The 23245-nt window shown below is 72.6% G+C and carries 16 protein-coding genes; 11 read left to right on the forward strand and 5 right to left on the reverse strand.

What is annotated here, in order from left to right; genetic code table 11:
• Positions 1 to 33: 33 nt before the first annotated feature.
• Positions 34 to 456 (reverse strand): HIT family protein, encoded by a 423-nt coding sequence (locus AB0C15_RS17070; RefSeq protein WP_357352829.1) that lies wholly within the window; start codon positions 454 to 456, stop codon positions 34 to 36.
• Positions 457 to 596: 140 nt separating this feature from the next.
• Between AB0C15_RS17070 and AB0C15_RS17075 the strand changes: the two genes are divergently transcribed.
• The 4 genes from AB0C15_RS17075 to ilvA all read left to right on the forward strand — a co-directional run bounded on the left by AB0C15_RS17075 (position 597) and on the right by ilvA (position 5792).
• Entirely contained in the window at positions 597 to 1640 is a 1044-nt protein-coding gene (locus tag AB0C15_RS17075) for a hypothetical protein (protein ID WP_357352831.1), read from the forward strand.
• A gap of 111 nt (positions 1641 to 1751) precedes the next feature.
• Positions 1752 to 2894 (forward strand): cystathionine gamma-synthase, encoded by a 1143-nt coding sequence (locus AB0C15_RS17080; RefSeq protein ID WP_357352833.1) that lies wholly within the window; start codon positions 1752 to 1754, stop codon positions 2892 to 2894.
• Positions 2895 to 2906: 12 nt separating this feature from the next.
• On the forward strand, positions 2907 to 4316 hold the full coding sequence (locus AB0C15_RS17085; protein ID WP_357352835.1) for an amidase family protein: 1410 nt from the start codon (positions 2907 to 2909) through the stop codon (positions 4314 to 4316).
• A gap of 255 nt (positions 4317 to 4571) precedes the next feature.
• Positions 4572 to 5792, forward strand: a complete 1221-nt coding sequence (ilvA, locus tag AB0C15_RS17090; protein WP_357352837.1) for a threonine ammonia-lyase — start codon at positions 4572 to 4574, stop codon at positions 5790 to 5792.
• A gap of 97 nt (positions 5793 to 5889) precedes the next feature.
• On the opposite strand, the gene greA is transcribed toward ilvA, so the two are convergent.
• A complete protein-coding gene (greA, locus tag AB0C15_RS17095) occupies positions 5890 to 6387 on the reverse strand; it encodes a transcription elongation factor GreA (protein ID WP_357352839.1) in 498 nt (165 codons plus the stop codon).
• A 156-nt stretch (positions 6388 to 6543) separates the two neighbouring features.
• The gene (locus AB0C15_RS17100) at positions 6544 to 6984 is read right to left on the reverse strand and encodes a DUF4307 domain-containing protein (protein ID WP_357352841.1); all 441 of its coding nucleotides are present in this window, start codon (positions 6982 to 6984) and stop codon (positions 6544 to 6546) included.
• Positions 6985 to 7187: 203 nt separating this feature from the next.
• Between AB0C15_RS17100 and mca the strand changes: the two genes are divergently transcribed.
• The 6 genes from mca (at position 7188) to purE (ending at position 15032) form a co-directional block, all read left to right on the forward strand.
• Positions 7188 to 8069, forward strand: coding sequence for a mycothiol conjugate amidase Mca (mca, locus tag AB0C15_RS17105; RefSeq protein ID WP_357352843.1), 882 nt, complete (start codon positions 7188 to 7190; stop codon positions 8067 to 8069).
• 48 nt (positions 8070 to 8117) lie between these two features.
• The gene (locus tag AB0C15_RS17110; protein WP_357352845.1) at positions 8118 to 8411 is read left to right on the forward strand and encodes a hypothetical protein; all 294 of its coding nucleotides are present in this window, start codon (positions 8118 to 8120) and stop codon (positions 8409 to 8411) included.
• A 179-nt stretch (positions 8412 to 8590) separates the two neighbouring features.
• On the forward strand, positions 8591 to 11122 hold the full coding sequence (locus AB0C15_RS17115) for a bifunctional diguanylate cyclase/phosphodiesterase (RefSeq protein WP_357352847.1): 2532 nt from the start codon (positions 8591 to 8593) through the stop codon (positions 11120 to 11122).
• 52 nt (positions 11123 to 11174) lie between these two features.
• A complete protein-coding gene (locus AB0C15_RS17120; protein ID WP_357352850.1) occupies positions 11175 to 13211 on the forward strand; it encodes a thioredoxin domain-containing protein in 2037 nt (678 codons plus the stop codon).
• A 121-nt stretch (positions 13212 to 13332) separates the two neighbouring features.
• Positions 13333 to 14508 carry a 5-(carboxyamino)imidazole ribonucleotide synthase gene (locus tag AB0C15_RS17125; RefSeq protein ID WP_357352852.1) on the forward strand — a complete coding sequence of 392 codons (1176 nt, stop codon included), beginning with the start codon at positions 13333 to 13335 and terminating at the stop codon, positions 14506 to 14508.
• A 32-nt stretch (positions 14509 to 14540) separates the two neighbouring features.
• Positions 14541 to 15032 carry a 5-(carboxyamino)imidazole ribonucleotide mutase gene (gene purE / locus AB0C15_RS17130; protein ID WP_357352854.1) on the forward strand — a complete coding sequence of 164 codons (492 nt, stop codon included), beginning with the start codon at positions 14541 to 14543 and terminating at the stop codon, positions 15030 to 15032.
• A 318-nt stretch (positions 15033 to 15350) separates the two neighbouring features.
• Here purE and AB0C15_RS17135 read toward each other — a convergent pair whose 3' ends face one another.
• Together AB0C15_RS17135 and AB0C15_RS17140 are read right to left on the reverse strand one after the other, a co-directional pair.
• Positions 15351 to 20243 carry a permease gene (locus AB0C15_RS17135; RefSeq protein WP_357352856.1) on the reverse strand — a complete coding sequence of 1631 codons (4893 nt, stop codon included), beginning with the start codon at positions 20241 to 20243 and terminating at the stop codon, positions 15351 to 15353.
• 150 nt (positions 20244 to 20393) lie between these two features.
• A complete protein-coding gene (locus tag AB0C15_RS17140; protein WP_357352858.1) occupies positions 20394 to 21821 on the reverse strand; it encodes a UDP-glucose/GDP-mannose dehydrogenase family protein in 1428 nt (475 codons plus the stop codon).
• 250 nt (positions 21822 to 22071) lie between these two features.
• Between AB0C15_RS17140 and AB0C15_RS17145 the strand changes: the two genes are divergently transcribed.
• A complete protein-coding gene (locus AB0C15_RS17145; protein WP_357352860.1) occupies positions 22072 to 23241 on the forward strand; it encodes an acyl-CoA dehydrogenase family protein in 1170 nt (389 codons plus the stop codon).
• Positions 23242 to 23245 lie beyond the last annotated feature (4 nt).

Consider the following 23245-nt stretch of genomic DNA (forward strand, 5'->3'; position numbering starts at 1 on the left):
AGGGTTCAGCTTCCTTACCCGCGTGTGCGTGAGTCAGGCCCCACCCGGGAGCGCCGTGCCGATCCGGTCGGCGTACGTCTGGGCCTCGGTGTCGTCCTCGTACCGTGTGCGCGGCCAGAAGAAGCCCCGCAACCCGTCGCCCTTGGTCCGCGGGACCACGTGGGTGTGCAGGTGGGGCACTGATTGGGACACCTTGTTGTTCATCGCCACGAACGTCCCACCGGCACCGAGAGCGGTCTCCACCGCCACCGCCAGCCGCTGGACCATGGCGAAGTAGCCGGGCAGCAGGTCGGCCGGCAACTCCGCCAGGGTGACCAGGTGCACCCGGGGCACCACCAGCACATGCCCCTTGAACACCGGCCGGGTGTCCAGGAACGCCACCCCGTCCGGGGTGTCAGCCACCCGGAACGCCGGCACCTCGTCCGTCACGATGCCGCAGAAGACGCAACCGCTCATCGGGCCAGGCTATGCCGCCGACCTCGTGGGTCCTGGCGCCCCCTACGCGCGAACCGACTGTGATAGTCATCTAGTTGAATGGATCAGCGCGGACGACCTCGGCCGCCGGCCGACCCGTCGACGCGCCGAAAGGACGAACTTTGCGGATCAGAAGAGGCACCACCCTGGCGCTTGCGGCGCTCACCGCCGGTCTGCTCACCGGCGCGGTCCCGGGCCACGCCCAGGCGGCCGCCGCACCCACCGCCACCCTGCTGCCGCTGAACACCGTGGCCGACGTGGTGTCGACAGGTGACCGGGTCTTCGTCAGCGGCGGCAGTTCCGCCACGGATGTCGTGGTGACAAGCGCGACCGGCACGGTGGTCGGTGCCCTGTCGGGCCTGCCCGGCCCCACCGACCTGCTGCTCAGCGCCGACCGGCGGACGCTCTACGTGGCGCTGCCCACCGCCAACGCCATCGCCGCCTTCGACACCGGTTCGCTGATCGAGTCGGCCCGGTACGACACCGGCGCGGGCGAGTGCCCGTCGTCGCTGGCGTCGACCGGGCGGTACCTGTGGTTCGGCTACGGCTGTGACCAGTGGGGCGGCAACATTGGCCGGATCGACCTCGGACGCCAGCCGGCCCGGGTCACCACGGGGATGGCCACCACTCAGGACTTCTACGGCGCTCCGTTGCTGGCCGCCGCAAGTCAGAACCGTTCGGTGCTGCTGGCCGGGCAGGTGTCGTTGAGCCCGGCGTCGGTCTACGCGTACGCGATCGGGACCGGGGGGAACCTGGCCCTGCTGCGGGCGAACACCTCGGTGGTGATCGGCAGCAACCTGCAGGACATCGCCCTCGACCCGACCGCCACCACGCTCTACACCGCAGCCGGTGCCCCGTACGAGGTGCAGGCGTTCCCGTTCGCCGACATCACCACCCCCTCCGCGACCTTCCCCACCGGCGCGTACCCGGCCGCCGTCGAGCCGTCCCGCGACGGCACCAGGATCGCCGCCGCGGCGGACACCTCGTACCTGTTCGTCTATCAGCCGGACGGCACCGAACTGACCCGCTTCCTGCTGGGAGGCGGTGAGCTGAGCCCGCGAGGGCTGGCCTGGTCGCCGAACGGCGCACGGCTCTACGCGCTCTCCTACGACTGGACCGGGAGAAACCAGGCCACCCTGCACGTCCTGCCCGTACCGGCTGGCTGACCGGCCCGCCGGCCTTGGACCGGCGTGGGGGTCGGGCCGGATGGTCCGGCCCTCACGCCGGAGCACGGGTTCCGTTCCAGCCCTCTCCGACGGGGCACTAGCCTCACCAGAATGAGTCACGGCTTCGAGACGCTCGCCATCCACGCCGGTCAGGACCCTGAGGCCCGCACCGGCGCGGTGATCCCACCGATCTACCAGACCAGCACGTACGCCCAGGACGCCGTCGGCGCACCCCGGCTCGGCTACGAGTACAGCCGTTCCGGCAACCCGACCCGGGACGCCCTCCAGGAGTGCCTGGCGGCGTTGGAGGGTGGTCCGGTGGGGCTCGCCTTCGCCAGCGGTCTGGCGGCGGAGGACACCCTGCTGCGGGCCGTGTGCCAGCCCGGCGACCACGTGGTGATCCCGGACGACGCCTACGGCGGCACGTACCGGCTCTTCGCCCGGGTCGCCCAACGCTGGGGCCTGGAGTTCAGCCCGGCCAAGGTCTCCGACCCGGCCGCGGTCCGGGCGGCCGTCCAGCCCGGCCGCACGAAGATCGTCTGGGTGGAGACGCCGACCAACCCGCTGCTCGGTATCGCCGACATCGCCGCCCTGGCCGCCGTGGCCCATGACGCGGGCGCACTGCTGGTGGTGGACAACACCTTCGCCTCGCCGTACCTCCAGCAGCCGATCGCCTACGGCGCGGACGTGGTGGTGCACTCCACCACCAAGTACATCGGCGGGCACTCCGACGTGGTCGGTGGCGCGCTCGTCGTCGCCGACGCCGGGCTCGGCGAGGAGTTGCGCTACCACCAGAACGCGATGGGCGCGATCAACGGCCCGTTCGACGCCTGGCTCACCCTGCGGGGCATCAAGACCCTCGGGGTACGCATGGACCGGCACTGCGACAACGCCGAGCGGCTCGCCGCCTACCTGGACGGGCACGCCAAGGTCGCCCAGGTGCTCTACCCGGGGCTGCCCTCGCACCCCGGTCACGAGGTGGCCGCCAAGCAGATGCGCCGGTTCGGCGGCATGATCTCGTTCCGCGCCGCCGGTGGTGAGGACCACGCCGTGGACATCTGCAACCGGGCCAAGCTCTTCGTGCTCGCCGAGTCGCTCGGAGGCGTGGAATCCCTGATCGAGCACCCGGGTCGGATGACACACGCAAGTGCTGCCGGCTCGCCGCTTGAAGTTCCCGGCGATCTCGTGCGACTGTCTGTCGGCATCGAGACGGTCGACGACCTACTCGCCGATCTGGAGCAGGCGCTGGGCTGACCGCTGGGGAGGATGGCCGTGCAGGACATCATGGCGACCTGGGTCGGAGCGACCGCCAAGCAGATCGCCCGGGGCGTACGCCGAGGTGACGTCTCGGCGACCCAGGTCGTCGCCGACCACCTCGAGTACATCTCCCGAGCCGACCGTGAGCTGGCCGCGTTCCGCGCCGTTCGCGGCGGTGAGGCGATCACCGAGGCGGAGAAGGTCGACGAGCAGGAGGACCTGGCCAACCTGCCGCTGGCCGGGGTCCCGGTGGCGGTCAAGGAGAACACCCCGGTCGCCGGCCTGCCCACCTGGAACGGGTCGGCTGCCGCCCGTACCGACGTCGCGGAGGCCGACCACGAGGTGGTGCGTCGGCTGCGTGGCGCCGGCGCGGTGATCCTCGGCGTGACCCGGATGCCGGAGCTGGGCCTGTGGGCCCTCACCGACGACGAGAGCGCGGTGACCCGCAACCCGTGGGACAGCACGCGTACCCCCGGTGGGTCTTCGGGTGGTGCGGCCGCGGCGGTCGCCGCCGGGCTGGTGCCGATCGCGCACGCCAACGACGGCCTCGGCTCGATCCGGATCCCTGCGGCCTGCTGCGGGCTGGTCGGCCTCAAGCCTGGTCGGGGTGTGGTGCCCTGCCAGCTCGGGGCGGACGACTGGTTCGGTCTCACCGAGCACGGCATGCTGACCAGCACGGTCGCCGATGCGGCAGTCGGCTTCTCGGTGCTGGCCGGCCGGCGCCCGGAGAAGTTGGTCCCCCCGCAGCGGCTGCGGGTGGGCGTCTCGCTGCGCTCCCCGGTGCGCGGTGTCGCACCCGACGCGCCCAACCGGGACGCGGTCGCCGCCGCCGGTCGGCTCCTCGCCGCCGCCGGGCACGACACCGTGCCGGCCGATCCGGTCTACCCCACCGCGCTCGGCCTGCAGGGCATCGCCACCTGGTTCGCCGCGGCCGCCGCCGACGTCCGTGCCTCCGGTCTGGACCGGCGTGGCCTGCAACGACGTACCCGCCGACACGTCGCGCTCGGCGAGTGGGCGCAGCGTCGCGGCTACGTGCGGGAGGCGGACCGGGCCGCCTGGCGGCAACGGTCGGTCGACTTCTTCACCGACCACTCGGTCGACCTGCTGCTCACCCCGGCGCTGGCGAGCGCGCCACCGGAGGCGGCACGCTGGTCGGAGCGGTCCTGGCGGTCGAACATGACGGCAAACATCCGGTACGCCCCGTACGCCGCGCCCTGGAACGTTGCCGGCCTGCCGGCGGTGGTCGTGCCGATCGGCCGCCGCCCGGACGGCCTGCCGGTCGCCGTGCAGCTCGTCGGTCCGCCCGGCTCGGAGCTGCTGCTGCTCGGTGTGGCCGGCCAGTTCGAGATGGCCGCCCCCTGGACGCGCCACGCTCCCGGTTATCCCCGCGCCGAAACGGGGTCGGCGGCCGTCGCATGATCGTCTAGCGTGTGCGCGCACCGACGCGCAACCTGGCCCGTCGCGCCAGCTTCGTGATCCACTCGGGATCCTTGACGTCGGGGGTCCGGACGGCCCGGATGCCGCGTTTTCCGGGATACCGAGTGGATCAACCCGGTCCGGTCGGTCCGCGCCCTGAACGGCCCGCGCCCCGGACGACCCGTTCCCTGGTCGGCCGGCGCTTCGGTGGGCCTGGCCGGCGGGTTGGTCGGGGAGCGCGGATGGCACGATCGGGGCATGACGGAACTGGTCGGTCTCGACGACGTGCGGGCCGCACGGGAGTTGCTCGCTGGCGTCACCCGCACCACCCCGCTGGAGCCCTCCCGGCCGCTCAGCGCGGCGCTCGGCGGGCCGACCTGGCTCAAGTGCGAGAACGTGCAGCGCGCCGGCTCCTACAAGGTGCGCGGCGCGTACGTGCGGATCTCCCGGTTGTCGGCGGCGGAGCGGGAGCGCGGTGTGGTCGCGGCGAGCGCCGGCAACCACGCACAGGGCGTGGCCCTCGCCGCCGGCCTGGTCGGCACGCACGCCACCGTCTTCATGCCGGTCAACGCGCCGCTGCCGAAGGTGGCCGCCACCAAGGGGTACGGCGCGCAGGTCGAGTTGGCCGGGAACACCGTCGACGAGTCGCTCGTCGCCGCGCACACGTACGCCGAGCGCACCGGCGCGGTGCTGATCCACCCGTTCGACCACGCCGATGTGATCGCCGGGCAGGGCACGGTGGCGCTGGAGATCCTCGAGCAGTGCCCGGACGTGAAGACGATCATCACCGGGGTGGGCGGTGGCGGTCTGATCTCGGGCATGGCGGTGGCCACGAAGGCGTTACGGCCCGACGTTCGGATCATCGGCGTGCAGGCGGCCGGTGCGGCGGCGTTCCCGCCCTCACTCGTGGCCGGGGAACCGGTGCGGCTCCCCGTGTTCTCCACGATCGCCGACGGCATCGCGGTCGGCCGGCCGGGCGAGATCACCTTCACGCACGTACGCAAGCTGGTCGACGAGATCGTCACGGTCTCCGAGGAGGACATCTCCCGGGCCCTGCTGATGCTGCTCGAGCGCGGCAAGCAGGTGGTGGAGCCGGCCGGGGCGGTAGGTGTCGCCGCGCTGCTGGCCGGCGTGGTCGAGGTGGAGACGCCGGTGGTCGCGGTGCTCTCCGGCGGCAACATCGACCCGCTGCTCATGCTGCGGGTGATCGAGCACGGGTTGGCCGCCGCAGGTCGTTACCTGCGGGTGACCGTCCGCTGTTCGGACCGGCCGGGGCAGCTCGCGTCGCTGCTCAGCCAGATCGCCGAGCACCGGGCCAACGTGGTGGACGTGGAGCACCAGCGGGCCAACCCGCACCTCGGCCTCGGCGAGGTGGAGGTGGCCCTGTCGGTGGAGACCCGGGGCGTCGAGCACTCGGACACGCTGATCAGCGCCCTGCGGGCCAGCGGCTATCAGGTGGTCTTCGCGGCCGAGGCGTGACACCTCGGTGGGTGCCACGCCTCGGTTGCGCGGTGTTTCGAGAGCGGGTGCCGACCTGGTGGGCCCGGCCGGCGTCGGGTGGCGCGCTCGGCGCCGGTCAGCCGGAGAACGGCTCGAAGCTGACCACAGTCACCTTGATGTCGGCGCCGCTGGGGGCCGTGTAGGTGCAGGTCTGCCCGGGGCGACCGCCCAGGATCGCCTTGCCCAGCGCGGACTCGGGGCTGTAGACGGTCAGGTCGGTCGTCGCCGCGATCTCCCGGGAACCGAGCAGGAACGTCTCGGTGTCGCTGGTGTCGTCGTCGAAGTAGATCGTCACGACCATGCCCGGCGACACCGCGTCGGCGGTCGGAGCCTCGCCGACCTTTGCGGTGCGCAGCAGCTCCTGCAGGTAGCGGATGCGACCCTCGGCCTTGCCCTGCTCCTCGCGGGCGGCGTGGTAGCCGCCGTTCTCCCGCAGGTCGCCCTCTTCGCGCCGGGCGTTGATCTCGGCTGCGACCGCCGGGCGGTTGGCGATGTGCTCGTCGAGCTCGGCCTGGAGGCGGTCGTGCGCGTCCTGGGACAGCCAGGTGGCGGGCGCCTCGTTGCCAGTGGACACAGGCGTTCTCCTCAGTTGTGCGTGGCTGGCTGACAGGTGAACTACCAAGTTACCAGTGCGGTACGACACAGCGTGTCGGCCATCACCGCCGGTGTCCGGTCCCGACACCGGCGGTAGGCGCTCGGCGAAACCCGTTCTCGACGCTGTTTTGGCAGCTCAGGACGGTGGTCGGCAGCGCAGAACCTCGCCGATGAAGGGGCGCGCGGTGGTGGTCAGGCGGTGCCGGGTGCTGACGTGCCGCTCCCCGGGACCGGCGGTCACCGTGACCGTTTCGCGGGCCACCTCGGTGCCGGAACGGTCCCGGGCGCGCAGTACACAGACCGCCGACCCACCGGCCGGAACCGTCACCCGAAAGTCGACAACCACCTGATTGTCCGCGATGTCGGTGTACGTGATCACCTGGGCGTCGTAGGCCGGGTCGCCGTACTGGCGGTAGAGGCGTACCGAGATCACGGTGAGCGTCGCCACGAGCGCCAGCAGCACCAGTGCGGCGAGCAGCGTACGGCGGCGCTTTCCGCCGGGTGCGCGGCGGCGGCCGTAGCGCCCGGCCGGAAATACCGGCGCGCCTGGTGAAATTGTGGCGTGCGTCTCGGTCACCGGCGGGTATCTCCTGGCGTTGTTGTCGGCGGCATCGGCAAGAATGGCAGAGCCCCATCCTCCCACCCCGTCCAGCGGCCGGAATGGCAGGTCATGCCCGGCGCTGGTGGCCGACGGCAGGGTGCGGCGAGGAGAGATCCCGGCAGGTCAGCCGGTCGAGCCCGGTCGGGTCCACCGTCCGGCACAGACGAGGAGCGCCGAAGTTGGCAGAGCAACTGCGTCTCATGGCCGTGCACGCGCACCCGGACGACGAGTCGAGCAAGGGCGCGGCGACGACGGCGAAGTATGTCGCACAGGGGGTGGACGTCCTGGTCGTGACGTGCACGGGCGGCGAGCGCGGGAGCGTGCTCAACCCCAAGCTCGACCGACCCGACGTGTGGGCCAACATCGGCGAGATCCGGCGTGCCGAGATGGACGCCGCGCGGGCGATCCTCGGCGTCGACCAGGCCTGGCTGGGCTTCGTCGACTCGGGTCTGCCCGAGGGTGACCCGCTCCCGCCGCTGCCCGAGGGGTGTTTCGCCCTTCAGGACGTCGAGGTCGCCGCCGGCCCGCTGGTGCGGCTGATGCGCGAGTTCCGTCCGCACGTGGTGACCACGTACGACGAGGAGGGTGGCTACCCGCACCCGGACCACATCATGTGCCACAAGGTGAGCGTGGCCGCGTTCGAGGCCGCAGGTGACCCGGAGCGCTACCCGGAGCTGGGCGCGCCCTGGCAGCCGCTGAAGCTCTACTACGACATCGGCTTCTCCAAGGGCAAGATCATGGCCCTGCACGAGGGCATGCTCGCCGCCGGCCGGGAGTCGCCCTACGAGGAGTGGATCAAGCGGTGGGAGGACCGGCCCGACAAGGGCCCGCGGATCACCACCCGGGTCGAGTGCGCCGAATACTTCCCGGTCCGCGACGACGCGCTGCGCGCCCACGCCACCCAGGTCGACCCGGACGGCTTCTGGTTCCACGTGCCGATGGAGCTGCAGCGGAGCGCCTGGCCGACCGAGGACTACGAGTTGGCCCGCTCGATGGTCGACAGCCCGCTGCCCGAGTCCGACCTCTTCGCCGGGGTCCGGGAGACGGCGCACGCGCGCTGATTCCCGGCGGGTCTACCCTGGTTACCAACCGCACATCGGAGGAACGCCATGCTGACCGCTGCCCAGGTGCTCGCGGAGAACAACTTCGGGGACACCCGCACGGGTGGTCTGGCCGGGCCGATGGGCCTCTTCCTCATCCTGTTGTTGGCCACCGCGACGATCCTGCTGATCCGCAACATGAACGCCCGGCTGCGCCGTCTGCCGGACCGCTTCTCCCAGCAGTCGGGGTCGACCGATCCGACCAGGGCCGACGCGACAGTCGTCGATCCGACAGACGAGACCGGGGGGCGTGATTCATCCACCCCCGCTCCCAACGGGCACCAGCAGCACCTGAACGGGTAGTCAGCGCATGATTCACGCCGAACCGGGTGGTCGCCCCCTGTTGCGACCACCCGGTTTGGCTTAGCCTTCCGCCGGGGGGACCAAAAGTCTCCGAGCCGTGTGCGGGAGGAGGCGCCGATGAGCAGCACAGCACCGGCCGCCCGCCGCGACGTCGGTCGGTCGGCTGACGGGGGAGGTCGATGACCTCCACGCCGGCCGGCGACCCGTTCGATCGGCTCGGGGTGCGTGGCACACCGGGCCGGCTGCTCGTGCTCACCGCCGCCGTCACGCTCACCGCCCTGACCGCCGCCGCGGTCGGGCTGACCCTCCCGGTCCGGCTGCCGGCCGACGACCCACTCGGCGGCCCGGCCCGCTTCGGCATCGCCGTCGCCGTCCTGGCCCTCGCCCAACTCGCCCGGCTGCGGTTCCGTTCGGCAGCGGGCATGGTCAGCATCACCTGGGGCGAGGCTGCCCTGATCGTCTGCCTCTACCTGACACCGGCGGGCTGGCTTCCGTCCGCCACGCTGCTCGGCACCGGGCTGGCCTGGACGGTGCTGTCACTGCACAACGACCGCCGTCCGGCCCTGGAGATCGTCCGGATCGCCTCGTCGCTCGCCGCCGCAGCGGCGCTTGCCGTCTCCGTGACCACGGCGCTGGGTCGACCGCTGCTCTCCCCACCCACCCCGATGCTGGCGCTGGCCGTGATCGCCGGTTCGGTGACGTACCTCCTGGTGAACGCCTGGCTGGGCGGTGTGACGCTGGGTCTGCGCCACGGTCTGCCGATCGGGTCGACCCTGCTCGCCGCGCTGCGCGGCAAGCTGATGATGTTCGTCGGCAACGTGGCGGTGGGTCTCGTGGTGGTCGCTCTGCTGGAGCTGGATCCGCGGTGGTTGCTGTTGCTGCCGCCGCTGCTGTGGTTGCTGCAGCAGACCTACCGGTACCGGCTGCGCTCCGACCAGGAGCGCCGCACCTGGCGTGCCTTCGCCGAGGCCACCGCGGCCCTCAACCAGCTCGACGAACGGGGCGTCGCCAGCGCGGCGGTCACCGGGGCGCTGACGCTGTTCAACGCCGAACTGGTGGACGTCGACGTCGCGCGGGCCGATGGCCGGTGGCACCGCTACCGGGGTGACGCCAGCGGTCAGCTGATCGACCGTGAGACGGGCCCACCGGCCCGGTCGGAGCCCGACGAGCACGAGCTGAGTCGGGAACTGTCGGTCGGTGCCGCGCCGGTCGGCCGGCTGCTGGTCCGGTTCCCCCGTTCGGCGCCGCCCACCGCCCGGGAACGTGACGCGGTGGCCGCCTTCGGCGACGCGCTCGCCGCCGCGCTGCACGACGCCGCGACCCACCACGAGCTGCGGCTGGTCACCGCCCGTTCCTCGTACGAGGCGGTGCACGACCCGCTCACCGGGCTCGCCAACCGGGCGGCGATGCTCAGCAAGGGCGACCAGTCGCTGCGGCACCTCGGCCACGACCACCCGGTGGCGCTGCTGCTGCTGGACATCAACCAGTTCAAGGAAGTCAACGACACCCTCGGCCACGCGGCGGGTGACCAACTGCTGCGGCTGACCGCGAACCGACTCAGCGAGCTGGTCCGCGCCGGCGACCTGCTCGGCCGACTCGGCGGCGACGAGTTCGCCCTGCTGCTCACGGCGGTGCCGGTGCTCGGCGACCGGGCGGCCCCGATGGCCCACGCGTTGCGCCAGGCCCGCGAGATCGCCGAGCGGCTGGCCGCGCCGACCGAGGTGGCCGGCGTACGGATGTCCATCGAGGTCTCGGTCGGGGTGGTGGTGGCCACCGCCGGCACCGCGGACCTGACCGAGTTGCTGCGTCGGGCCGACATCGCGATGTACCAGGCCAAGGAGGGCGGCGGCAACGTCGCCGCGTACGACGGCACGCGTGACGCGGCGAGCACCGACCAACTCGCCCTGCTGGCCGAGCTGCGGGAGGCGTTGAAGGTCGACGACCAACTGGTGCTGGCGCTGCAGCCGGCTGTCGACCTGGCCACGGGTGCGCCCACCGGGGTGGAGGCGCTGATCCGCTGGCAGCACCCCCGGCGGGGCTGGCTCAACCCGGTCGACTTCATCCGGCCGGTGGAGAACAGCGAGCAGTTGGGCACGTTCACCCGCTACGTGCTCGACAAGGCGCTGAGCGTGGCCGCCGGGTGGGCCCGCGAGGGGTTGGACGTTCCGATCTCGGTCAACCTCTCGGCGCGCAGCCTGCTCGACCCCCGCCTGCCGGCGGAGATCGCCGACGCGCTGCGTCGCCATCAGGTGCCGCCGCACCGGCTCGTCCTGGAGATCACCGAAACGGTGGTGATGAGCGAGCTGGAGGTCATCGACGAGGTGCTGGCGACGCTCCGGTCGATGGGTGTGCAGCTTGCGGTCGACGACTTCGGCACCGGGTTCTCGTCGCTGACCTTCCTCACCCGGATCGCCGTTGACGAGCTGAAGGTGGACCGCTCCTTCGTCATCCGGATGGCCGACTCGCCGGAGGCCGCCGCGATCGTCCGGACGACTGTGGGCCTCGCGCACGAGCTGGGGCTGCGGGTGGTCGCCGAAGGGGTGGAGACCGCCGAGCAGCGGATGGCCCTGGCCGAGCTGGGCTGCACCTCCGCGCAGGGCTACCACTTCTTCAAGCCGATGCCGGCCGACAAGATCGGCGCGGTGCTGGGTTCGCTGCGCGACTCAGCCGAGTCGAACGTGTTCCGGCTCCGCGCCGACGGCGCCTCCTGACCGTCCGGGTGGAGCCCGCGCGGTCCTCGCCGAGGGTGGCTATGGTCGTCAGGTGAACCGACTCGTCGACGCCACCAGCCCGTACCTGCTCCAGCACGCCGACAACCCGGTCGACTGGTGGCCCTGGTCGGACGAGGCGTTCGCCGAGGCGAAGCGCCGCGACGTTCCGGTGCTCATCTCGGTGGGCTACGCGGCCTGCCACTGGTGCCATGTCATGGCCCACGAATCGTTCGAGAACGCGCAGGTCGGCGCCTTGATGAACGACAACTTCGTGTCGATCAAGGTGGATCGGGAGGAGCGCCCGGACGTGGACGCTGTCTACATGACCGCCACCCAGGCGATGACCGGCCAGGGCGGTTGGCCGATGACCGTCTTCGCCACCCCGGACGGCACGCCGTTCTTCTGCGGCACGTACTTCCCGCGACAGAACTTCGTCCAGTTGCTCCAGTCGGTGGCCACCGCCTGGCGGGAACAGCGCGACGCGGTGCTCGGCCAGGGCGCCGCCGTGGTCGAGGCGATCGGTGGCGCGCAGGCCGTGGGCGGCCCCACCGCGCCGTTGGACGCCGCACTGCTCGACGCGGCGGCCGCCAGGCTGGCAAGCGAGTACGACGCGACGAACGGCGGGTTCGGCGGTGCCCCGAAGTTTCCGCCGCACATGAACCTGCTCTTCCTGCTGCGCCACCACCAGCGCACCGGCGACCCGGCCAGCCTGGAGATCACCCGGCACACCGCCGAGGCGATGGCCAGGGGAGGCATCTACGACCAGCTCGCGGGCGGCTTCGCCAGGTATTCCGTGGACGCGCACTGGACGGTGCCGCACTTCGAGAAGATGCTCTACGACAACGCGCTGCTGCTGCGGGTCTACACCCAACTGTGGCGGCTCACCGGCGACCCGCTGGCCCGCCGGGTGGCCCGGGACACCGCCCGGTTCCTCGCCGACGAGCTGCATCGACCGGGGCAGGGGTTCGCTTCCGCGCTGGACGCCGACACCGAGGGCGTCGAGGGGCTCACCTACGCCTGGACGCCCGCGCAACTCGTCGAGGCGTTGGGCGAGGAGGACGGGCGGTTCGCCGCCGACCTCCTCACCGTCACCGAAGCGGGCACCTTTGAAAATGGCATGAGCGTGCTCAAGCTTGCCCGGGACGTCGACGACGCCGCGCCGGAGGTCCGCGCCCGCTGGCAGCAGGTCGTCGGTCGGCTGCTCGCCGCCCGCGACACCCGCCCGCAACCGGCCCTCGACGACAAGGTGGTGGCCGCCTGGAACGGCCTGGCGATCACCGCAATCGCCGAGTTCCAGCAGGTCGCCGCCGTGTACGCGTCCCCGCAGGACGCTGATGCCAACCTGATGGACGGCGTCACCATCGTCGCCGACGGGGCGATGCGTCAGGCCGCCGAGCACCTGGCCAGCGTGCACCTGGTGGACGGCCGGCTGCGCCGGGTCTCCCGCAACGGCAAGGTTGGCGAGCCGGCTGGTGTCCTTGAGGACTACGGCTGCGTGGCCGAGGCCTTCTGCGCACTGCACCAGCTCACCGGCGAGGGGCGCTGGCTCACCCTGGCCGGCGAACTGCTGGACACCGCCCTGGCGCACTTCGCCGCGCCCGGTGGCGCCTTCTACGACACCGCCGACGACGCGGAGCGGCTCGTCACCCGCCCGGCCGACCCCACCGACAACGCCACCCCGTCCGGCCGGTCCGCGTTGATCGCCGGGCTGGTGGCGTACTCGGCGCTGACCGGGGAGACCCGCTACCGGGAGGCCGCCGAGGCCGCCCTCGGCACTGTCGCGCCGATCGTCGGTAAGCACCCCCGGTTCACCGGGTACGCGGCGACGGTCGGCGAGGCGTTGCTCTCCGGGCCGTACGAGATCGCCGTCGTCACCGACGACCCGGCCGGCGACCCGCTGGTGGCCGCCGCCCACCGGCACGCCCCGCCCGGAGCGGTGGTCGTCGCCGGTGGGCCGGACCAGCCGGGTGTGCCGCTGCTCGCCGACCGTCCGCTCGTCGACGGGCGGTCCGCCGCGTACGTCTGCCGGGGTTTCGTCTGCAAGCGGCCGGTCACCTCCGTCGAGGAGCTGGTCGCCGAGCTGGGCTGACCGCACGGCCACGCCCGGTAGTCACCCACGCCACCCGCCGGGTGGTCCCGCCGGGGCCGGCCGGGTCGGTCGCCAGCCCTCCCGGTGGGCGTCTCGGGGGCCCGGATAGGCTGGCCGCGCTATGGATTCCCGTACCGGTCTGCCAGTTGTCGGCATGGTGGGTGGCGGCCAGTTGGCCCGGATGACCCACCAGGCCGCTATCGCCCTCGGCCAGTCACTGCGTGTGCTCGCGAGCGCCCCCGACGACGGCGCGGCGCTCGTCGCCGCCGACGTCCAGTACGGCGACCACACCGACCTGGCCGCCCTGCGTACCCTCGCCAAGGGCTGCGACGTCGTCACCTTCGACCACGAGCACGTGCCCTCCGAGCACATCCGCACGCTTGCGGCGGAGGGGGTGCCCCTCTACCCGCCGGCGGACGCGCTGCTGCACGCGCAGGACAAGCAGGTCATGCGGGAACGCCTGACCGAGCTGGGTGCCCCCAACCCGGCCTGGCGGCCGGTCGGGGAGCCCGCCGACCTCGTCGGCTTCGGCGAGCAGGTCGGCTGGCCGGTGGTGCTGAAGGCGGCCCGGGGTGGGTACGACGGTCGGGGCGTCTGGATGGTCGACGACGCCACCCAGGCCGCCGAGTTGGCGACCACGCTGCTCGCCGGCGGCACCCGGCTGATCGTCGAGGAGCGGGTGCCGCTGCGGCGGGAGCTTGCCGTGCAGGTGGCCCGTTCGCCGTTCGGCCAGGTCGCCGCGTACCCGGTGGTCGAAACGGTGCAGCGCGACGGCATCAACGTGGAGGTGCTGGCCCCGGCGCCCGGTCTGGACGAGGAGTTGGCGGTCGCCGCCCAGCAGCTCGCCATCGACCTGGCCACCGCGCTCGGTGTGATCGGTCTGCTGGCCGTGGAGCTGTTCGAGGTGCGCGACGACGCCGGCCGGCCGGCGATCGTGGTCAACGAGCTGGCGATGCGTCCGCACAACTCCGGGCACTGGACCATCGAGGGTTCCCGGACGTCGCAGTTCGAGCAGCACCTGCGGGCCGTGCTCGACTACCCGATGGGTGACACCGCGCTGACCGCCCCGGTGGTGGTGTCGGCGAACGTGCTCGGCGGTGAGCCGGGCGGGATGTCGATCGACGAGCGGTTGCACCACCTCTTCGCCGCTGAGCCGGGGGCCAAGGTGCACCTGTACGGCAAGCAGGTGCGACCCGGCCGCAAGATCGGGCACGTCACGGTGCTCGGCGACGACCTGGACGACCTGCGGGCACGGGCCGCGCGCGCCGCGCGTTGGCTGCGCGAGGGGCACGAGTGAGCCACGCTTTCGCGAACGAGGAGAGGGCCGCAGTGAGCACGGTTGGCTTGATCATGGGCAGCGACTCGGACTGGCCGACCATGCGGGCCGCCGCCGAGGTGCTGGACGACTTCGGCGTGGCGTACGAGGTGCGGGTGGTCTCCGCCCACCGCACTCCGGTCGCCATGATCGAGTACGGGCGCGACGCCGCCGACCGGGGCCTCAAGGTGATCATTGCCGGGGCCGGGGGTGCCGCCGCGCTGCCCGGCATGGTCGCCTCGATGACGCCACTGCCGGTGATCGGTGTGCCGGTGCCGCTGAAGCACCTCGACGGCATGGACTCGCTGCTGTCCATCGTGCAGATGCCGGCCGGTATCCCGGTCGCCACCGTGTCGATCGGCAACGCCCGCAACGCCGGCCTGCTCGCCGTACGGATCCTCGGTGCCGCCGACGAGGACCTGCGCGCCAAGATGACGACCTACCAGCAGGACCTGGAGAAGCTGGTGGCAACCAAGGAAGCCGCCCTCCAAGCAACCCTCTCCTAGCGCGCCGCTCGGCGCTCTCGCACCGCGCCCTGCGGCCCTCGCCGCGCCCTGCGGCCCTCGCCGCGCGATCTTGCACTTTCGGTCGTCGTTCTGCGGCATTCACGACTTATATCGCAACAGAAAGTGCAAGATCGCGCGAGGTCACCCGGGAGATGCGGCCCACCTCCCGCCCCAGTCCCGTGAACCCCGACCTCAACGGGGTCGATCATGGAGTTGTGGTGCCCGGAGAGAGGGTATTTGCGGGTTTTATCCCCCACCACAACTCCATGATCGGCGAGGGCGAGGGCGAGGGCGAGGGCACCGGTGACCCTCGCTGTCTCATCTCATGCCGCGCAGCGCGGTCTGCAGGCGTTCCTGGGCGCGGCGGCGGCGTTCGTTGCTCGCGCCGAGTACCAGCAGCAGGATGCCCACCGGGATCAGGGCCAGCCACGGGCCGAGGCTGAACAGGGCGTGGATCGCGGTGATCGCGGTGACCGAGGCGCCGACGATCACCGGGGCCTGTTGCCGACTGGACGAGCCGAAGATCAGCACGGCGACCGCGCCGAGCAGCAGCAGCATCTGACGTGTCGTGCTGGACTCGGTGGCGAGCACGATCGCAAGCGTCGGCACGAAGGCCGCGACCAGCGCGGGCCCGTACGCCACCCAGCTGCTCATGTCCGGTCGGTGGCGCAGTTCCAGAACTCCGACGAGGAGGGCCAGCGCGGCGAACGGCAGCGTGTACGCCTCGGGCAGCGCCACGTCGGCGACTCGCATCAGGATCCACCATGCGGTGATCTCGCAGACCACCACCGCCCAGAACAGGATCCGGCGTTCCACCGGGTGGCGGCCGGGTCGGGTGGCCGCCACCCCGAGGACAGCGCCCCAGGCGGCCAGCAGGGCGGCGATGTGCCGGGGTGAGTCGAAGGCGAGGGCCAACGCGATGAGCGCGGCAGCATACCCGGTCCACTCCACTGTCGAGGCTTCCCGCTGCGCCTCGGGGCGGCGGAGTCGGGGCAGGGTCGCGGCGAGCACCTGGAGGACCGCGCCGACGGCCAGCACTCCGAAGGCGGACCACACCGCCGCCAGCCCGGCGACCAGGCCGGCGGTGAGCACGAAGAGCTGCGCCATGAGTGAGGCGAAGAGCCAGCCGAGGATGCGGGCCCGCTGGGTGGTGCCGAACAGTGCCGCCACCGCCCCCACCCCGACCGCGCTGCCGAGGGTGAACAGGGTCATCTGCCGGTCGGCGAGGCTGCCGGCGAGCCCGGCGCTGCCGCCGGCCAGGCCGATGACGAACACCAGCACGCGGGCCAGCCGCAGCGAGCGCGCCCGTTCCACGAGCGGTGGCGGTGGGGTCAGCGCGAGGCCGAGCATCGCGATGGTGAAGACGGAGAGCGCGGCGACGGTGCTGGCGGGCCAGCCCTGGCCCAGCGCGATGGGTGTGATCAGCAGCGTGACCGCTGCCCCGGGCAGCACCACCGGCACGGCCCGGGACCGCCGCCCGCCGCTGAACCCGGTGGCGGCCAGCGCGGCGGTCGCGGTGAGCAGCAGCGCCGTCAGCACGTGGGTCGGGTTGACCACGTCCGATGGTGGAGTGAGCAGCTCCGGTGGTGGGCCCTGCCAGATCCGGGTCAGTGTGCGGTGCGGCTCGACCAGGGCGGCGACGAGCGCGGGCGCGATCGAGGCGAGGGCCAGGGCGGTCGGGAGCGCCGCCGCGGCCAGCGCGCCGGCGGCCGGGTTGACCCGCCACCGTCGTTGCTCCGGGTCGTCCGGCAGCCGACGTAGAGCACCGTCGAGTCGTACCGCCCAGCGTCGGACCGGCTGGGCGGCCCCGGCGGGCGGCACGGTGGCCGCGCGGATCAGCTCGGCAAGCACGCCGAGCAGGGCGGCGGCGGCCGCGTAGACGCCGGCGGCAAGGCCGGTGGGGATGGCCGCGAGGGCGCTGATGGCGGCCCCGCCGACCACCGCCACACTGACCCACGGCAGATACTGCGGCACCTGCCGGCGGACCGCGGCGACGGCGGCCAGGCCGAGGCTGGTCGCGGCCAGTGCGGCGGTCAGCACCACCTGCGCCGAGTGTTCGTACTCGGCGGCAAGCGCCGCCACCGCACCGGGGAGGGCGAGCAGGGCGGCACCGATCGCCGCACCACCGATCTGCGCCAGGTACGGCGGCATCCCCTCGGTGTCGATGTCGTCGACCTGAGGGTCGGCGAGCACGCGGGCCAGCGTGGCCACCACCACACCGATGAGAGCGATGCTGCCCAGTGCCAGGGCTGTCGTCCACGGGCGGACCAGGCCGGCTCCGGCTGCGTGTAGCGCGACGACCCCGGCCACGGTGGCCCGGGACAGCGCGGCGCGGGCCTCCTCGGTGGCCACTGCGGCCATGCCGAACACGGTGGCGACCACTCCGCCGACCAGAACGGGCGACCACCAGGCCAGGTCGAAGGCGGCCGGCGCGCCGATGGTGGCGAGCACCACCGCCGCGCCGGAGATGTCCCAGCGCCAGGGTGGCGGGAGCAGGATGCCGGCGGCGAGGGCCAGCAGCGCCAGCGCGACCGGCGCCTGCCAGGTGGCCCCGCCGACCGGGGCGGCCGGCCAGTCGCTCAGGTCGCCCCTCCAGATCGGGCCGGGGGTGGCGAGCACGCCGACCCCACCGCGCACCGCCGACCAGCCGGCGAGTACGCCGATCAGGGCACCGCCGACGGCGAGGCCGAGGATCGGCCCGCGTCGCCACTCCTCCGGCATGCTGCGTGCGCCCACGGCGACCACCAGGAGCAGGGCGGAGGCCACCGCCAACTGCCCACCCGGGGCGAGTACCGCCCCGATCCGCACCAGCGTGGCGACCAGGGCCGTGGTGACCGCCGCGGCGGCCAGGTCCGAGCCGTCGAGGGTGAGGTCGGCTCGACGGCCGGCGTCGATGGAGGGGGCCAGGAAGAGCAGCACCGCCGCGACCAGCAGGAGCGCGCCGACCCAGGCGTCGGCGACGGTCGCGCCGGGCGCCCCGAACGCGGCGGCGGTGACCATCAGCGCGCCCAGCCCGGTGCCGACCGAGAGCGGCACGGGGATGCGGCGCTGGGAGACCTGCACGACCGCGGCGTAGCCGAGAGTCACGCAGACCGCCAGGAAGCTGGCCGCCAGGACCGGGACGGTCACCTCGCGCAGGCTCGCCGGTGTGGGGGTCGGGTCGGTCGGCATGGTCGCGGCCACGAACGCGGCCACCGCCCCGGGCAGTGCGAACGCGGCGCCCCCGGCGGCCCACGCGGTGACCGTGTCGGCGGCGGCCGAGGCGATCCGGATCCGAGGTGCCACCGCGACGAGCGTGCCGGCCAGGAACAGGGTGATCAGGACCGCGGCCGTGAGGGTGGGGCTGGCCAGGCTGGCACCCGCACCGAACAGGCCGACCACGGCCGCCCCGATGGCGTGTGCCAGCGCGGCGCGGTCGGTGCGGGCGGAGAGCCCGATGACGCCGATGCCGACCGCGGTGACCACCATCGGCCAGGGTGCCACCGCCCAGCCGAGACCGAACGAGGCCGGGACGGCGAGTGCGGTCAGCACCGTCCCGGCGACTGCGAACTCCCGCCGGATCTCGGTGGGCAGGGCCAGCACCGCCGCGATGGTGAGCAGGAACGCGGCAGCCGCGAGCTGCCAGGTGGTCGGCCCGACCGCGGTGGCCAGCTCACCCGGGTACCGGCTGAGGTCGGGGTTCCAGGCGGGCAGCGCCGCCCGGACCGGTGCCACCCCGGCGCGCAGCGCGCCGCCGGCGACCACCAGACCGCTGACGGTCAGCGCCACCGCGGCGGCGATCTGTGGGCCACGTCGGGCGGCCTCCGGGACCGCGCGGACCGCCAGCCCGGTGACCGTGATGACCGCCGCGATCAGCAGCAGCGCCCGGCCGGGTAGAGCCACCGAGGCGATCCGGCTGAGCGCGCCGATCACGGCCAGGGTGACGATGCCGGCGGCCACGTCGGGCAGCGGCGGCCGGCGCAGCACCAGTGCGCCGGCCAGCCCGACCACGGCGGCCAGCAGCAACACCATCCCGGCGCCGGTCGCGGCCGGCACGGTCTGCGCCCGCAGCAGGGCGGTGACCGCGTACGCGAGTGCGACGGCGACGGCGACGGCGTGCAGCAGCCAGGTCAGCTCCCGCAGGCCGGGCACCGGGCGGGCCGGCCGTGGGTCGGCCCTGCCGGCACCGGCGTCGATCAGCTCGCCGGCCTCCTCGGGGTCGCCCTCCGGCCGGCTCTCGGCGTCGCGTTGGCGCGGCGTCGACTGCGCGCCCGGTGCTGGCAGGTCCTGCCGGGCGGGGCGTTCGAGGGTCACGCCGGAGCAGGCCAGGCCGAGGTTGACGAGGGCGACCAGGGCCAGCACCAGCGCCCAGCCGCCCGGGCCGGTGACGTGGTCGTACGCCAGCAGGGGCAGCACCGGCTGCGCGGCGAGCACGGTGGCGAAGCGGGGCGCGCGCAGGCCCGTCCAACCGGCGTACCCGAAGGCGACGGCGGCGGTGACCGCGAAGATCACCCCAGCGAAGACGGTGCCGGAGCCGCCGCCGATCCGGTCCACCGCCCAGAGGGCGTTGCCGGCGAGCGGCACCAGCAGCAGACCGACCGCGGCGATGGTCTCCGCGGTCGAGGTGAGCCCCCGCCGGGCCAGGGCCGGTGGAGCGAGCAGCATCAGCACGGTGGCCAGGAGCAGGATGCCGAGCCGGGCCAGCGCGTCCATCGAGCTGGTGGCCACCGCGGCGAAGACCACGGCGGCCACGCCGAGCAGCAGCGCGCCCAGCCCGAGAGGGATGTTCTGCACCTCGCGCGACGAGGCCTCCGGCGGGTGCTCCGGGTCGTCCACGTCCAGCCAGGTGGGCCGGGTCGGCGGCGGTGGCGGCGGCTCTTCCGGGCCGGAGGGGGTGCCCTGCCGGGGCACCCGGGGTGGCGCTCCGGTGGTGGCGGTCGGTGGCCGCCGCCCGGGGCGGCGGCGCAGCACCCGGCGGGGCCGGGTGGCCTGCTTGATCCGCTCCTCGCTGGCGTGGGCGAGGATGTCCCGCTGGAAGAGCGCGGCCTGCATCTTGGCGGCGATCTGCCGCTGCTCACGCGCGATGGCGGCGTCGCGCGCCTTCATCTCCGCGATCGAACGCTCGACATCGGCCAGGTGCTCGACCCACTGTGGTTGATCTGCCCCACAGTGCGGGCATCGGACGGCCGGCTTGATCTCCCGGCCGCACGAGGAGCATTGAAAGGTCGCCACGACACCCCTCCACCCGCAGTGTGGACATCCACTGTCGCAGCATGCCCAAAGCTGGCGCGGATTTCGACTCTTGTCGGCGGGTCCGGGGCAAACAACGACACCGGCCGGCCGTCGAGACGCTCGATGGCCGGCCGGTGTGCGTCGGTGTCGTCAGGGGCGACCCATGCCCCGGTACTCCCAGCCCGCCTGGGTCCACAGTGCCGGGTCGAGGCAGTTGCGGCCGTCGACGACCTTGCGGCCGTTGACCAACTCGCCGAGGGCTACCGGGTCGGCGTTGCGGAAGTCGGCCCACTCGGTGAGGACGCAGACCAGGTCGGCGTCGCTGACCGCCTCGTTGATGCTGTTCTCGTAGCTCAGCTCGGGGACCGCGCGGCGGGCGTTCTCGGTGCCCTGCGGGTCGTACACGTGCACGTCGGCGCCGGCCTTCTGCAACAGTGCGGCGACGGCGAGCGCCGGGGCGTCGCGGACGTCGTCGGTGTTGGGTTTGAAGGTGGCACCGAGCACGGCGATCCGGGTGCCGGAGAAGTCCGGGCCGGCCGGGCCGGAGCGGCGGCCGAGGAGGTCCGCGGCGAGCTGGAGCACCCGGGTACGCCGACGCAGGTTGATCAGGTCGACCTCGTGCAGGAAGCGCAGCGCCTCACCGGCGCCCAACTCCTGGGCGCGGGCCTGGAAGGCCCGGATGTCCTTGGGCAGGCAGGCCCCGCCGAAGCCGAGGCCGGCCTGGAGGAACCGGTTGCCGATCCGCGGGTCGTAGCCGATCGCGCGGGCCAGTTGGGTGACGTCGCCGCCGGACGCCTCGCAGACCTCGGCCATCGCGTTGATGAAGGAGATCTTGGTGGCCAGGAAGGCGTTCGCGGCGACCTTGACCAGCTCGGCGGTGGAGAAGTCGGTGACCACGAGGGGGACCTCGCGGTCCTCCGTGGCGGCCAGGTCGAACACGCCCTTGTGCGCGGCGTAGAGCATGCCGTTGGCCCACTCGCTCTTGACGCCGACCACGATCCGGTTGGGCCGCAGAACGTCGTCGACGGCGAAGCCCTCCTGGAGGAACTCCGGGCTCCACGCCACCTCGACGTCCAGGCCGTCGGGGGTGTGCTTGCCGACGAGCTGCTCGACCCACTCGGCGGTGCCGACCGGCACGGTGGACTTGCCGACGATCAACGCCTTGCGGGTCAGGTGCTGGGCGAGGCTGGTGACCGACGCCTCGACGTACGACAGGTCGGCGCCCATGCCGTCGGCCCGCTGCGGGGTGCCGACGCAGATGAAGTGCACGTCACCGAAGTCCGCGGTCTCGGCCATGTCGGTGCTGAACCGGAGCCGGCCGGCGGCGAGGTTGCGCCGGAGCAACTCGTCGAGGCCGGGTTCGTGGATCGGCACCTGGCCGGCGTTCAGCATGGCGATCTTGTCGGCGTCGACGTCGAACCCGAGTACCTCGTACCCCAGTTCCGCGTAGCAGATGGCGTACGTCGCACCGAGGTAACCGGTCCCCAGGAACGTCACCCGCGGCCGGGGTGCGCCTGAGGGCGGTGTCACCGCGGCGATGGCGGGGGTCGGCTGGATGGTGGGGTAGGGGATCGTCACGCCTGTCTTCTCCGCTCGCACTGGCGCCGCTTCGTCGCGTCGCATTCTGCTGCGGCGCCTGGGCGGGGCACCGGAGGGTGGCTCACTGTCTCGCTCTCCATCATCGCCCAGCGCGTCGGGTGCACCATCTTGCCCGTACCTACGCGCCGGTAACATCACCTGAACTGCAGTCGTTAGTCTTCAGTCTGCGCGGTCGGCGGTCAGGAGTCGTCACAGACTGCGCATGATAGTGGTGAAGGGGAGGGCCGAGATGGCCGCAGGGGAGTCGTTCGACGTCTACCGGTTGCCCGAGGAGCACGAGGCGATCCGGGAGGCGGTGCGTGCGGTCTGCGCCGCGAAGGTGGCCCCGCACGCCGCCGAGGCCGACGAGACCGGGGAGTTCCCCAAGGCGTCCTACGACGCGCTGCGCGCGGCCGACTTCCACGCACCGCACGTCCCCGAGGAGTACGGCGGCGCGGGCGCGGACGCGCTGGCCACCGCCATCGTGATCGAGGAGGTGGCCCGCGCCTGTGCCTCCTCGTCGCTGATCCCGGCGGTGAACAAACTCGGCACGATGCCGCTGTTGTTGTCCGGTTCCGCCGACCTCAAGGCCCGATACCTGACCCCGGTCGCGGCCGGTGAGGCGATGTTCTCGTACTGCCTCTCCGAGCCGGAGGCGGGCAGCGACGCGGCGTCGATGACCACCCGGGCGGTGCGTGACGGGGATCACTGGGTGCTCAACGGTGTGAAGCGGTGGATCACCAACGCCGGTGTGTCGGAGTTCTACACGGTCTTCGCCGTCACCGACCCGTCCGCCCGGTCCCGGGGCATCTCCGCCTTCGTGGTCGAGAAGTCCGATGCCGGGGTGAGCTTCGGCGCGCCGGAGAAGAAGCTCGGCATCAAGGGCTCGCCCACCCGCGAGGTCTACCTCGACAACGTGCGGATCCCGGCCGACCGGATGATCGGCGCGGAGGGCACCGGCTTCACGACCGCGATGAAGACCTTGGACCACACCCGGGTCACCATCGCCGCGCAGGCCGTCGGGATCGCGCAGGGCGCGCTCGACTACGCGAAGGGGTACGTGGCCGAGCGTCGCCAGTTCGGCAAGGCGGTCGCCGAGTTCCAGGGGATCCAGTTCATGCTCGCCGACATGGGCATGAAGCTGGAGGCGGCCCGGCAGCTCACGTACGCGGCCGCGGGCAAGTCGGAGCGGGGCGACGCGGATCTCACCTACTTCGGCGCGGCGGCGAAGTGTTTCGCCTCCGACGCCGCCATGGAGATCACCACGGACGCGGTGCAGTTGCTCGGCGGTTATGGCTACACGCGGGACTACCCGGTCGAGCGGATGATGCGGGACGCCAAGATCACCCAGATCTACGAAGGAACGAACCAGGTGCAGCGGATCGTCATGGCCCGGCAGTTGCTTGCCGACGTCGGCTAGGACG

This window comes from Micromonospora sp. NPDC048835 (assembly GCF_040649995.1).
Lineage (GTDB): Bacteria > Actinomycetota > Actinomycetes > Mycobacteriales > Micromonosporaceae > Micromonospora.

Bases quoted from the DNA above. Each gene is read 5' to 3' on its own strand.
- AB0C15_RS17070 (WP_357352829.1), bottom strand. From the start codon at position 456: ATGAGCGGTTGCGTCTTCTGCGGCATCGTGACGGACGAGGTGCCGGCG.
- AB0C15_RS17080 (WP_357352833.1), top strand. From the start codon at position 1,752: ATGAGTCACGGCTTCGAGACGCTCGCCATCCACGCCGGTCAGGACCCT.
- AB0C15_RS17085 (WP_357352835.1), top strand. From the start codon at position 2,907: ATGGCCGTGCAGGACATCATGGCGACCTGGGTCGGAGCGACCGCCAAG.
- ilvA (WP_357352837.1), top strand. From the start codon at position 4,572: ATGACGGAACTGGTCGGTCTCGACGACGTGCGGGCCGCACGGGAGTTG.
- AB0C15_RS17110 (WP_357352845.1), top strand. From the start codon at position 8,118: ATGCTGACCGCTGCCCAGGTGCTCGCGGAGAACAACTTCGGGGACACC.
- AB0C15_RS17115 (WP_357352847.1), top strand. From the start codon at position 8,591: ATGACCTCCACGCCGGCCGGCGACCCGTTCGATCGGCTCGGGGTGCGT.
- AB0C15_RS17125 (WP_357352852.1), top strand. From the start codon at position 13,333: ATGGATTCCCGTACCGGTCTGCCAGTTGTCGGCATGGTGGGTGGCGGC.
- AB0C15_RS17145 (WP_357352860.1), top strand. From the start codon at position 22,072: ATGGCCGCAGGGGAGTCGTTCGACGTCTACCGGTTGCCCGAGGAGCAC.